Source organism: Synergistaceae bacterium, assembly GCA_017540085.1.
Lineage (GTDB): Bacteria > Synergistota > Synergistia > Synergistales > Aminobacteriaceae > JAFUXM01.
Map to the genome: position 1 here is coordinate 107,406 of JAFYBQ010000028.1, position 12,864 is coordinate 120,269.

Consider the following 12,864-nt stretch of genomic DNA (forward strand, 5'->3'; position numbering starts at 1 on the left):
TTATATCAGCGGTGTGTGTCCTCCTTTTTGTGATCCGTGAAAATGCCTGTGCGAGTCCGGCGTGATGTAGTGATTGTGTTCGTGGGTGTGCGTGAAAATATGGGCGTGAAGGATTCCGTTATGGCTGTGAATATATGCGTGCCTGTGGGCGTGGGAATGTCTCTGCCTCAGCGTGTCAATCACAGCAAGTGCTGACCCTGCGAGCATTACGGCCAGCGCAAGAATGTACGTCCCTGAAAGTTTCTCGCGGAGAAGCACGAACGACATCACCGACCCGATAAACGGAGCGGCGGCATAATACGCGCTAGTTTTGGCGGCTCCTAAAGTTTTCTGCGCCCTGACGTAAAGGAATATGCTTAAACCGTAAGCCACAAATCCCAGCACGAGAGCGCACAGAGAGTCATAAATCGGGGGGAGGCTCTCTCCTGTCATCAACGCTATCATTATTGAGCCGAGTCCCGAAAAAAGTCCCTTCAGTATCACGATCATTGACGCGCTTTTTGATGATAATTTTCTCGTGCAGTTGTTCTCAAGCCCCCAGAATGACGCGGCAAGAAGTACGAATATTGAGCCGTAAGAAAATTTCAGGCTATCAGCTCCCCCAAATGTCAGAATCATTCCCGACAATGTGATTAGAGCGATGGCAACACGCAGACGATTTGACACAGGCTCGCGGAATATCACGGAGGCAATGAGGGCGGTTGCGACAATCTCGAAATTTCCCAGAAGAGAGGCGTTTGATGATGTCCCGAAAGCTATCCCCGTCATCAGGAAAATCGGCGCGGCAATGTCAAGAACAATCATTCCGGCAATGAACGGCATATCATACCGCGTGAAAGGCTCTGTGTTCCCCTCAATGTTAAGTTTCAGCAGCGAAAGAATCATCATGCCTGCTCCCGCTCCGAGATAGAGAAGCCCGGCCATGAATGAAGGCTCAATGTTACGCAGGAGGATTTTTGACAGCGGGACATTCAGCGCATAGAAAACGGCGGCGGACAACGCGAAAATTACGGCTTTTATTTTTATGTTCATGGGCGGATTATACTATAGAAAAAGGAGGTTTTTACGTTGATACTTTCAGGATTAGAGATAAAGAATCACATAGGCCGCGAAATTATTATTGACCCTTTCGACGACTCACGCCTTAATCCCAACAGCTATAACTTGTCGCTACATGATGAGTTACTCGTGTACACTCATGAAGAGTTAGACATGAGGCGCGACAATCCGTCAGCAAAAATCGCAATCCCCTCTGAAGGATTCGTGCTTAGGCCGGGAAAATTATACTTGGGACGCACAGCCGAGTACACGAAAACAGAGGGCTATATTCCTATGCTTGAGGGGCGGTCATCAATTGGGCGGCTGGGAATCTGCATACATGTTACGGCGGGATTCGGTGATGTGGGTTTTGCTGGGTATTGGACGCTTGAATTATTCTGCGTTCAGCCTGTGAGGATTTACGCGGGAGTCCAGATAGCGCAGATATATTATCACACAATCACGGAGCCTTACGAGCGTTACACGTCAGGAAAATATCAGAACAACACGGGGATACAGTCGAGCATGTTATACAAAGAGTTTGACAGAGTATAATAATCACTCGTTCACAAAAGACAGGAGAAAATTATTGACCGTGAAAAAAGTCGGAATGATAGTAAACTTACGCAAGCCCGAAGCCGTGAACATGGCCGGAAAATTACTGCAATGGGGAAAAGATAACGGCTGTCCCTTTCTTTTGCCGCACCATGAAGCCAGCGCACTCACCACAGCGGGACTCGACGATGAGCAGTGGCTGAAGACTGTTGAGCTTGCTGTAGTAATCGGCGGGGATGGTACATTCTTGCGGGCTGCCCGCTACATCATGGGAACGGACATAATACTTCACGGGATAAACATGGGTCATCTAGGCTTCCTCGCGTCAAGCCGGCCTGACGAATGCGAGAATGATTTGCAGAATATACTTTCCGACAATTTCACGGTGCTTGAACGGCGTGTGCTGAAGTGCATACTGTATCATGACGGTTCAGCCCTTCACCGAATATACGCCCTCAATGACGCAGTACTAACTACGAACGCAATAGCCAGACTCCTGCGGATTGAGATACTGTTCAACGGAAAATTTTTCTGTGAAATGCCTGCTGACGGCGCAATAGTCTCAACGGCTACAGGCTCAACGGCATACGCTCTTTCAGCGGGAGGCCCTGTTATTCCCCCTCAAATGAACGCGATGATACTTGCTCCCTTGTGCGCTCACACTCTGTACTCTCGTCCGTTAATCGCGGCTGAGGATGACTGCATATCGCTTATCCCTAAAGGAGCGTCGCGGGATATACTTTTGACGCAGGACGGTCAGTTAGCGTATGAGGTTCTCCCGGGCGACAAGATAGACATAACATTATCGCGGTCAAAGAGAATACACACGGTGAATCTTCCCGGGCGGAGCTTTCTTGACATCGTGCGCGAAAAACTGGGCTGGGGGCAGGCGTTCAGGTGATACGGCGCGTAACAGTACACAACATCGGCGGAATACGCGAGGCGGAATTGACATTTTCGCCCGGCCTCAACGTCATAACGGGCGAGAGTGGCGCGGGGAAGTCTAGCGTAGTGCGTTCGCTTGAACTGTTGACGGGGACTCGCGGGGGCGTGAAATACATTCGTGCGGGCGAGTCACGGGGAAATGTGGAGGCTGATTTTGACGGCCTCACAATATCGCGCGAAATTCTCAGCACAGGGCGGTCAAAGGCAAAAATTGACGGCGTAAATGTCGGTCTCAATGAATGCGCCGAGCGTGTCAACAGCCTTGTGAGGATTCAGAGCCAGTTCGCGCAAATGGAGCTGTTAGACCCTTCCCGGCAGTTAGCGATGATTGACTCGTGCCTTCCCGCGAAAGTGAGGGGGGATATTATTCCGTCATTCCGTGAAATTTTCGACAAGGCCAGCACAAGCGCGAGAGAGTTACGCGAAATCAAGAAACGCCGGGCCGACATAGAGCGGAAATACTCGAACGCCCGCGAAATTTTTTCCCTCGTCAAAACCGCAAAGCCTGAAGCCGGACTCGAAATGCGCCTCGAAAACGAATTAGCCGACATCACCCACAGAATCGCGAAACGCGAAAGGGCGCGTGAATCTCTTGACCTTCTGACGGGCGGACTGTCTGAGAACGGCTTAATCCCGAACGCTGAGTCATGCTTTGAGTCTCTTTATGACTTCATGAATGATGATGAGGCTGACGAAATCCGGCGGTCATTTGAGGTGCTGTACATGTCGGTGAAGGGTCTTGCGGGTGAAATCGGCGATGATACAGATGACGCGGCCATGAAGGAAGCTACAGAGTCGCGGCTTGGAGCATTGCGGCGGCTGAAGAGGCTGTGCAATATTCCCGATGAAGGGCAATTGCTGACATACTGCGGTGAAATCTATGAGAGTCTCGAATGGCTAGAGAAGAGCTATAACGGAATGGAGGAGCTTTCAGCGCGTTCACTTGACGAAAAGCGGCGGGCTAATTCTCTTGCGATGGAAATCCGCCGGGCGCGTCATGAGTCTGGCGGAATATTAGCGGGCCGGGTCAATGCTGTACTCTCTGAGCTTGCCATGAACGGAATAACATTCAGCATAAATTTCACGGGACTCACAAAATTACGCCGGGATGGTGCGGACAGTGCGGAGTTTATTTTGACGGACGGGACTCGCTCAGGCCGTGTAGAGAAAATAGCCTCAGGCGGTGAACTGAGTCGGCTGTTGCTTGCGTTACAGCTGTCGCTTCCTGAAGAGTGGCTGCCTCCGACGATAATATTTGACGAGGTTGAAGCGGGACTCGGAGGGCGTGCGGCGGTTTTGTCGGGGCTACAGCTGAAGAAGTTATCGCGAAAGTGTCAGGTGATACTTGTTACGCACGAGGCATCAATAGCGGCGTTAGGGGACTCGCACATACTGATTCAGAGAGCCGGAAGCGAGTCGGCCATGAAGAATATCACGGGCGGTGAAAGAGTGAGGGAAATTGCGCGTATGCTTTCGGGGTCGCCTGACATGACGGAGGCACTAGAACACGCAAGAACGCTGTTAGGCTAAAATTTGACGGCGTGAATAAAAATACATGGCAATGATATACCGGGCAAAAAAAAAATCCCTCCCCCGATAATGGAGAAGGGAAAATAAATTTTCCGGCTACACGTTCGCTTCAAACCATGCGCGCAACTCTTCAGCGTCCTGAAATCCCACGTGCCTAGCTGTAACTTTGCCTTCCTTCATGATTACGATGTTGGGAATGCTCATTACCCGGAGCTTCTTGGCCAGTCCGGGATTCTCCTCAGCGTCTGCCTTGAAGAACTCTGCTTTGTCTGCGTACTCTTCTGACAGAGCCTCGACTACGGGAGCTATCATCTTGCACGGCCCGCACCATGTTGCCCACACATCGAGCAGGGCTACTTTGGCGGCATTGAGAGCGGAGTCGTCATCGTTCGTTATGACTTTTACGGCCATGATTGAGTCCTCCCTAGAGCAGAGATGCGGCGCACTTCTCAACGTCGGCCATGTCCGCTGTAGGCTCAAAGCGGGCGACTACATTCCCGGAGCGGTCAACGACAAATTTCGTGAAGTTCCACTTTATGTCGGGCTTCTTGGCGAAATCGGGATCAGCCTTTGCGAGCATCTCATTAAGCACCGCCGTGAGCTTGTGTTCGCCGAACCCCTCAAAACCTTTCTGGCTCTTCAGGTACGTATAGAGGGGAAGCTCGTTAGGGCCATTTACGTCAGCTTTCTTGAACTGGTCGTATGTCGTGTTGAAGTGGAGCGTGCAGAAGGCGTGAATTTCCTCATCGCTGCCGGGAGCCTGATTGCCGAACTGGTTGCAGGGGATGTCGATGATTTCGAGTCCCTTGTCGTGGTACTTCCTGTACATTTCTTCGAGCTGCTCATACTGGGGTGTGAAGCCGCAGCCTGTCGCGGTGTTGACGATGACGAGAACCTTGCCCGCGAATGTTGAGAGTTTTACCTCTTCACCCTTGGGCGTGAATACGGAATAATCATAAATTTTGCTCATTGCGTAAGCCTCCGTGTTTAGTATTAATGTCAGTGCTAGTATGGAAATGATACCTATCATTATACACTCACCATCCTAGAATATAAACATGGCCGGGCAAATTGACTTACCAGCCATGATGCCGCACAGCGTCAAACAGATATTTCAGCAGGGAGATTTTGCCTCTGGGTGTGTCATGCAGGAAAATCCCCGCACGCCTTAGCAGCTTGTTGACGGTTCCGCGAGTGCGGTATTTCTTCTCCCATTCCGCTTCATATTCGGGCGAAGGAGTTATTGATTCTGTTATTTCTTCCCGGGTTATTTCGTGGTCATGCGCGAATCCTGACGGGAAAATCAGAAAGCTGTCCTCATTCTCAAGCCCCCGCTCAAATTCCATCTGCCTTTTCTGAAGGTGTACATGCAGAAATTCACGCTCCTGCCCGTCTGGATATATCCCGAAAAGTTTACCCCTATCATATCTGAACGCCGCAATAGGTTTATCCGGGGCTGCCCACAATGTCATTTGCCTGCGGTAAGGCACAATATCAGCCCGTCCGGGAATAGGGCTTTGCTTTCATCGAAAAACATAGCGGCCTTTGATATGTAGCACGAACTTGAAATCAGAATTAGCCCCGGCACTTTTCAGCCACAGGGGAAAATAATTCGGCAACTTCCCGAAATACGGCAGTATCATCGCAACTTTATATTTCAACGGTCAAAGACTCCTTCACTTTTTGGGATGGCTATATTCTACACTATGAGCATAGCGTCCCCAAATGAGAAAAACCGCCAGCCCTCCGCCGCGGCTGTCTCGTAAATATCAATCAGGCGGGACAAAATTTCTTCCTCATGGCCGTATGCTTCTGCCTTGTCCGCCGCAAACGCCGACACAAGCATAATCAGCGAGCTTTGCGGCAAATGGAAGTTTGTGATTAATGCGTCAACAACATGAAACTTATAGCCCGGATAAATATAGAGTCCTGTATCTTTCACGCCCGATGTGATTCCGTCCCCGTCAGCAAAAGACTCAAGAGTCCGCGCTGAAGTCGTCCCGGACGCAATGACACGCCCGCCGGATTTCCTGCATTCCCGGATTAATTCTGCTGTCTCCGGGGAAATTTCGCAGTGTTCCGTGTGAATGCGGTGATCCCGTATGTCCTCAGATTTTACCGGGCGGAATGTCCCTAGTCCTACGTGAAGAGTCACATACGCTGTACGGACTCCCATCGCCTGAATCTTTGCGAGTAGTTCGGGCGTAAAGTGAAGGCTTGCTGTAGGGGCGGCTGATGATCCGTCATTGCGGGCGAAAACTGTCTGATACGATTCGCGCATTGTGTTGTCTCCGTGAATATAGGGGGGAAGGGGAACATTCCCAGCAGTCTCAAGAAACATCATAAACTCACCGCGGGACGGAAAATCAAATTTCACCCGGCGTATTCCTTCCGGCAAATCGTCCGTGATATATGCTTCATGGCCGGAAATCATCACAGTATCACCAGCGTGAATCTTCCGGGCAGGCTTCACGAGCGCGTCCCATTCGAGAAAGTCCGCCGTAACATTCCGCAGTAATAACAGCTCGCATTTACCGCCCGTTTTGCGTTTTGCCCATAATCTTGCGGGTATGACTCTGGTATCGTTCAGCACAAGCAAATCTCCCGGCCTAAAATATTCGGTGATGTCCCTGAAATGCCGGGATTCTGTCGTGTCATCTCTCACATTCCACACAAGAAGCCGTGAAGAATCGCGGGGGACTGCGGGAGTCTGGGCTATGTTCTCAGGAGGGAGGGAATAATTGTAGGACGCTAAATCGTAGAGTCTCTCATGCGGAATTGTCATCACTTTATCTTTTTGACGGACGTTCCCGGGTAATAGTGGGCTAATATTTTCTCGGCTGTGTAGCCCTGCTCGGCCATCGCCATTGCTCCCCATTGAGACATTCCAACACCGTGTCCCCAGCCGCGCCCGTAAAATATGAAGTCATTGCCGGCCTTCTCAACGGAATACCCGTATTTGTTGCGGGGCTTTTTGGCGGGTTATGATTTTTTGCCGACACGCCCGATTCCTGTCTGGTAATACTTCTTGAGCTTTCTGGGATTCGAGAGCATGTCAATCAATTCTGTTGACGTGAAGACACCTTCAGAGGCCATTTTTGCGAGTCCGCGCTCCTCCTCAAACGTTAGTGCCGTGTCAGAAGCCTGCGTTTTCTGAGGCGTTACGATTCCGCTTGGCGTTGCTTTGTTGTCGACTTTGAACGCACCGCCCGACGGTGTAAGCATTGTGCTTTTGATTTCACGTGGGCTTACTGCTGTGCGGAACTGGCTGGCCTTCATTGACTTGCTTCCGTTTGAGCCAATGAATGTCATTGTTACCGCCCTTCCGCCGTCATCGACTTCTGACACCTGAACCTCTGAGATTTCGCCGATGTCATCCCCTGTAACTTTCTTCACGGCGTTCTGTATTCTCTGCGCCGAAATTTTCGCGTTCCATGATGAGACGGGCGATTTGTAGTTGACTATCTCAGGGACTCCCTTCAGGTATGGATAATTCGTACCCCATACGTCAGAAATATCCGCCGTGTGTCCGCCGCTGTCTGAGTGGAAGTACGTAATCGCCAAATCTTTGCCGTAAGTCAGGACTTCACCTGCCGTGCTTGCGACAGCCTGATTCGTTTTCGCCGTCTCGACTCCTGCTCCCTTGTAGACCTGATCCGCGTCAGTGTCGACAACATCATAGCCCTTCTCGGCTCTGTTCATGCTCTGCTTCAGGACGTAGGTACGGGCGCAGATGGCCTGAGTCCGCAGTGCTTCATTGTGCCAGTTTGCGCCGACTTCAGCAGGGAGAACCCCGCACAAATACGACTCTACATCAATCACATTCAGCAGTCCCGCACGAGGCGTAATCATGAATGCCCCCCGGTACATTCTCCCTTTGTGCTGTAACAATCCCGCCCCCGAAATTCTCACAGGCAGGAGAAACTGATGACCCATAATCACAGCATAGCCGCCGCTTACGGAAATTTCTGCGCTGTCTCCGAGATTGGCGAGTCGGCCTTCTGAGTCTGTCATAGTGAGCATTCCTTCTGTTATTCCGATAGAGTAAGAGCCGGAGTTTGACAGCCTCACATAGACATCACGCGCAAAACTTTCGCCCGGCCATGTGAGAACGAATGCCATAATGACAAAAATTCTGATACGAATATCAATCATCCCCCCTCATACAAAGAAAGACCCGCAACAGCCGCCGCGAGAGCATCTGCCGTGTCATCGGGTCTCGGTGTTTCCTCAAGTGATAATATTTCCCGCACTGCCGCCTGTATGTCGTGCTTTTTCGCCTTTATGTTTCCTGTTACGCTGCGTTTTATGCTGTTTGGAGTAAGCTCTATGAACGGGAGATTGTTTTCCGCAATGAGGAGCATTATTACTCCCCGCGCCTGATAAACATATTCAGCTGTCCTTGCATTTTTCCCGAAAAACAATTTTTCAACCGACACGAAATCAGGACAAAGAGCCGTAATTTTCTCCTGCAAGACGGTATGAAGTTTCAGCAAACGCTCTGTGAATTTCATTGCCGGAGTCGTCTCTATACAGCCGTAACCGACAGCGCAAAGCCCCGAATCCGTCATCATTACAGCACCGTAACCAAGTCGGGCAAGTCCGGGATCTATTCCCAGACATACAGGCAACTAATCATCCTCGATCTTTGACGCTACCTCGTCAGGAATGTCAAAGTTAGAGTAAACATTCTGAACGTCGTCGTGTTCCTCAAGAGCGTCAACAAGCCGCAGAACTTTCCGCGCCGCTTCCGGGTCTGAGACTTCAACGGGAGTTTTTGCGATCATTGAGACTTCAGCATTATCTATGACATATTTCGCGTCCTCAAGAGCTTTCTGCAATGTGTCAAGGTCTGACGGCTCGCAGTACAGCGTGAAGCCCTCATCATTTGCTTCCATGTCGGACATACCCGAATCGAGTCCGAGAGTCATTAGTTCGTCCTCGTCAATATCTTTCCCTTTTACTTCAATGACTCCTTTTCTGTCGAACATCCACGCCACAGAGCCTTCCGAACCCATCTGCCCGCCGTTTCTGGCAAGGAGTGCGCGAATTTCGGGGGTAGTGCGGTTTCTGTTGTCGGTCATGACGTTCACGAGGACTGCTATACCTGAAGGGCCGATTACCTCGTAGGTGAGTTCGTCATATGAGATGTCGCCAAGCTCGCCCGTTCCGCGTTTTATGGCGCGTGTGATATTGTCGTTGGGTACGCTTACGGCCTTTGCGCGTTCGATGGCTGTCTTTAGGCGCATGTTCATGGCCGGGTCTCCGCCGCCGTCTTTGGCCGCGATGATTATTGCGCGCACGAGCTTCTGAAACAGGTTACCGCGCTTTGCGTCCTGAGCTGCTTTTCTGTGCTTGATGTTTGCCCATTTTGAATGTCCTGACATGTTAAATCACTCCTAAATATTAAAGATACCCCACTGTTTCCCACTTGTGAGGTGTTACCCTCCTTCCGCTTGCGCTCCCTCCCTCCTTGTCAGGGGGGGACGAGAGACTCGCCCGTGTTCTTGCCTCCCCTGCGAAAGGGGAGGGCAGGGTGGGGTCGGGGAAGATTTTATTTCCCGAAGAAAGGAATCGGCTTGCGTTTGTGTTCTGAGCGTCTCCGCATAACGTCAATGCGCTGTTTTGCTGACGGGTCATCAATTTTCCCGGACGCTAAATATTCGTCGAGTACGTCATACGTGAATCCCATATCGCCCTCATCAGTCTGTCCGTCAACGAGTCCCGCGCTTGGAGCTTTCGTGATGATTCGTTCGGGGACTCCCAGTATTTTGGCCATTGCCCGAATATCACGCTTCAGGAAGCTCACCAGCGGCAGCAAGTCAGAGCCTGAGTCGCCGTATTTCGTGAAGTATCCTGTCTCGTATTCTGACCTGTTGCTTGTCCCGCAGACTAAAAGCCCGTTTGACTGGCCGAGAGCGTAAAGCGTAACCATTCGGAGTCTGGCCTTCATGTTTGAGCGGACTAGGGGACTAAGATTCCCGCCGATTGCATCGCACATAACGGTGAATGTTTCTGACAGGTCAGCGCGGGTATATCTCACGTCAAGAGATTCTGCGAGGAGGATTGCGTCTTTCTCGTCATCGGGATTGCTTCCGCACGGCATAATCACGCCGAGTACACCTTCACGGCCTAACGCTTCACGGCCTAACGCCGCAAGGACTGAGGAGTCAATTCCGCCGGAGAGTCCGAGAATTATTCCTTTCGCGCCGGCTTTCCCGACCTCATCAGACAGCCATTTTTCGCACTGAATTACTACATCGCGCAAGTCTTTGTGTTCCTCTCTATTTTGTGTGGATAAAATTTTCTGTATTATACACTCATTTGTTACAGCCTGAAGATTATTCCGATGTTACGAGAATTTCGCCGTCCCCCGAAAACGCATAATCATGTTCACAGTTACACGGCACGAAAATATTTCCCCCCTTCAGCAGCCCGCACGAAAAATCACCGCACCTGAACACGCATTCACCGTCAATGCACATCATGAAGCGGAAGCCTTTTCCCTGAGTGTTACCCGTGAAAGGAGCGCGGAGTCTCTCAGCCCGAAATTTGTTGCAGCTCACTATGACATTTCCCGCCCGGCCCGGAGGCGTGATATTCAGCGGGAATGTGTTTGTTACGTCAAGTGCCTTGCGTATGTGAAGCTCCCGCGGCTTTCCGTCTGCGCCTAATCTCCCGTAATCGTATACCCTGTACGTTATGTTGCTGTTCTCTTGAATCTCTGCTAACGTTATCCCCGCCCCGATTGCGTGAATCGTCCCGGCAGGTATGAAGAACATATCACCGTCATTAACATAAATTTTCCTCAGAATGTCCGTTAATGTCTCATCCATTATTGCCCGCTCAAATTCACGCCGCGTAACATGCCTGCTGAAACCGAGATATATATACGCTCCTTCCTCATGGCCGAGAATGTACCACGCCTCAATTTTTCCCCGGCTGTGTTCGACTCTCCGTGCGTATTCCGTGAACGGGTGAACCTGAACCGACAAAGGCCGGGCAGCGTCAATCAGTTTCACCATAAGCGGGAAAGAATCATCAGGGCTGAATTTTCCTGAGACTATCGCCGGAAATCTCCTCACAGCCTCCGAGAGAGTCAGCCCGGATAATTCGCCGTCAAGAATGATATTGTCCCCGTCCGGGTGAGAGGCTAATTCCCAGCTCTCAGCGAGAGTTTCAGACTCAGGAGTCTTCCTCCATGACGTTATGAGATTCTTACCGCCCCATATGTAGTCCTTGTAGACCGGCTTTAACCTGAACGGCAGCATGATTTACACCGACATTTTTCCGCCGTCAATGTAGACTCTTGGGACTCTTGCTGACGGAGCGCAGACTATCTCATGAATTATTGTCCCGGCGTTTTTCGCGGCAATGGGTGCAAGTTCCCCGTCAAGAATCACAGCGACATCCCCGGCTTTCACGTTCGGTACATCAGTAACATCAATCATCATCATGTCCATGCACACCCGCCCTAACACAGGACACGCCGCCCCGTGAACTTTCACGCCGTAATTGTTCGACAGTACGCGGTGAACACCGTCAGCATATCCTGCGGGAATGACTGCGATAACAGAGTCGCGCTTTAGGGTATACGTTCGCCCGTAGCTTATTGTCGTTCCCGCCGGAAGATTCCTGACCGCCGTAATCCTGCTCTTGACGGTCATAACTGGGTGAAGTCCTAAGTTGCTTCCCTCGTTGCCTGTTTCTGTTGACGCATAGCCGTAAAGGACGAGGCCGAATCGTCCCATGTCTAAATGTGCCTCCGGGTAATCAATAACTCCCACAGAGGCCGCAGAGTGTACTATCTCGAAATCGCGTCCCATTCCGTGAAGGTACTCCCTTGCGTCAAGAAGCCGGGACAATTGCAGGCGCGTATAGTCAGAATCCCCGTCAGCCGCGGCAAAGTGCGTGAACATTCCTTCAGCATATAGCCCGGGCATGTTGCAGACTCCGAGAATCTCACGCGCTGTAGACTCTTTCCCACCGTCATCATCAGGCCAGTAAAATCCCGTCCGGCTCATTCCCGTATCAACCTTAATGTGAACGCGGATTGATTTCCCCGATGAGGCCGCGTAATCTGAGAGGGCTTTTGCGTTCTGAGAGTCGCCGACCGCCTGTGTGATTCTGAAATCGGCCATGAGTGAAGCGAGATCGGGAGTCGTTTGTCCGAGACATAATATCGGAATCGTTACGCCGTTTTTGCGGAGTTCGACTCCTTCCGGGATTGTTGCGACCGCGAGCCAGTCCGCGCCGGAGTCCTGTAACTTTTTGGCGCATTGAGTCATTCCGTGCCCGTATGCGTTTGCCTTCACGACTCCGAGAAATTTTGCTGACGGTGAAAGATGAGTCCTCAGAATTTTTGCGTTTAATGCGAGTGCGTCAAGATTTATTTCCGCCCACGTTCTTGAAAGCGCGAGTTCTAATTCTGTCATCAAAAAAATTGCGCCGTATACCCCTTGCTTTCGCTATGGGGAGGAGGCGCATACCTCCTATTTCTTGTTGTAACGCCCAAGGGCGTGCGGGCTTTATATCTGCTAACATGAAACAGACCTCCGCCCGCTAGAGTAATAATCCTTCGCCAATGTTATCCTGCGGTTTTGTATGCTTGCAACACTGTCCCTACCCCTCAGAACTGCTTAATCACAAGCCGCAGTGCTACAGATTAGGATTTACGTCCGTAGGTGCCTATATATTCGCAGGCAACGTAGCTTACGCTAAGGCTAGTCAGTCAAGGCTTTTACAAGCCTCCGGCTTTAGCCGTGAGGTTACTGACTATGATTCTCCTTGTGGATT

14 protein-coding genes are annotated in these 12,864 nt (G+C 50.9%); 3 read left to right on the forward strand and 11 right to left on the reverse strand.

What is annotated here, in order from left to right; genetic code table 11:
- Complete coding sequence (locus IKQ95_05985; protein ID MBR4196243.1) at positions 1-1,032, reverse strand: DMT family transporter; 1,032 nt, start codon at positions 1,030-1,032, stop codon at positions 1-3.
- Positions 1,033-1,068: 36 nt separating this feature from the next.
- Between IKQ95_05985 and IKQ95_05990 the strand changes: the two genes are divergently transcribed.
- The 3 genes from IKQ95_05990 to IKQ95_06000 are packed head-to-tail and all read left to right on the forward strand — an operon-like array spanning position 1,069 to position 4,068.
- Complete coding sequence (locus tag IKQ95_05990) at positions 1,069-1,593, forward strand: dCTP deaminase (GenBank protein ID MBR4196244.1); 525 nt, start codon at positions 1,069-1,071, stop codon at positions 1,591-1,593.
- Between the two features lie 55 nt (positions 1,594-1,648).
- Positions 1,649-2,494: an NAD(+)/NADH kinase gene (locus IKQ95_05995; GenBank protein ID MBR4196245.1), complete on the forward strand. Its 846-nt coding sequence runs from the start codon at positions 1,649-1,651 to the stop codon at positions 2,492-2,494.
- Positions 2,491-4,068 carry an AAA family ATPase gene (locus tag IKQ95_06000; protein ID MBR4196246.1) on the forward strand — a complete coding sequence of 526 codons (1,578 nt, stop codon included), beginning with the start codon at positions 2,491-2,493 and terminating at the stop codon, positions 4,066-4,068. Before IKQ95_05995 ends, IKQ95_06000 begins: the two co-directional genes overlap by 4 nt.
- A 96-nt stretch (positions 4,069-4,164) precedes the next feature.
- Here IKQ95_06000 and trxA read toward each other — a convergent pair whose 3' ends face one another.
- The 10 genes from trxA to alr form a co-directional block, all read right to left on the reverse strand.
- A complete protein-coding gene (trxA, locus tag IKQ95_06005) occupies positions 4,165-4,479 on the reverse strand; it encodes a thioredoxin (GenBank protein MBR4196247.1) in 315 nt (104 codons plus the stop codon).
- 13 nt (positions 4,480-4,492) lie between these two features.
- The gene (locus IKQ95_06010) at positions 4,493-5,098 is read right to left on the reverse strand and encodes a glutathione peroxidase (GenBank protein MBR4196248.1); all 606 of its coding nucleotides are present in this window, start codon (positions 5,096-5,098) and stop codon (positions 4,493-4,495) included.
- Positions 5,099-5,144: 46 nt separating this feature from the next.
- Positions 5,145-5,558: a hypothetical protein gene (locus IKQ95_06015; GenBank protein MBR4196249.1), complete on the reverse strand. Its 414-nt coding sequence runs from the start codon at positions 5,556-5,558 to the stop codon at positions 5,145-5,147.
- 209 nt (positions 5,559-5,767) lie between these two features.
- On the reverse strand, positions 5,768-6,853 hold the full coding sequence (gene queA / locus IKQ95_06020; GenBank protein ID MBR4196250.1) for a tRNA preQ1(34) S-adenosylmethionine ribosyltransferase-isomerase QueA: 1,086 nt from the start codon (positions 6,851-6,853) through the stop codon (positions 5,768-5,770).
- Between the two features lie 197 nt (positions 6,854-7,050).
- Entirely contained in the window at positions 7,051-8,190 is a 1,140-nt protein-coding gene (locus IKQ95_06025; GenBank protein MBR4196251.1) for a SpoIID/LytB domain-containing protein, read from the reverse strand.
- Positions 8,191-8,219: 29 nt separating this feature from the next.
- Positions 8,220-8,699, reverse strand: a complete 480-nt coding sequence (ruvC, locus tag IKQ95_06030) for a crossover junction endodeoxyribonuclease RuvC (protein ID MBR4196252.1) — start codon at positions 8,697-8,699, stop codon at positions 8,220-8,222.
- Positions 8,700-9,455 (reverse strand): YebC/PmpR family DNA-binding transcriptional regulator, encoded by a 756-nt coding sequence (locus IKQ95_06035; GenBank protein ID MBR4196253.1) that lies wholly within the window; start codon positions 9,453-9,455, stop codon positions 8,700-8,702.
- Between the two features lie 167 nt (positions 9,456-9,622).
- Positions 9,623-10,336 (reverse strand): NAD(+) synthase, encoded by a 714-nt coding sequence (nadE, locus tag IKQ95_06040; protein MBR4196254.1) that lies wholly within the window; start codon positions 10,334-10,336, stop codon positions 9,623-9,625.
- Positions 10,337-10,409: 73 nt separating this feature from the next.
- On the reverse strand, positions 10,410-11,339 hold the full coding sequence (locus IKQ95_06045; protein MBR4196255.1) for a class I mannose-6-phosphate isomerase: 930 nt from the start codon (positions 11,337-11,339) through the stop codon (positions 10,410-10,412).
- Positions 11,340-11,342: 3 nt separating this feature from the next.
- Entirely contained in the window at positions 11,343-12,503 is a 1,161-nt protein-coding gene (gene alr / locus IKQ95_06050) for an alanine racemase (protein ID MBR4196256.1), read from the reverse strand.
- Positions 12,504-12,864 lie beyond the last annotated feature (361 nt).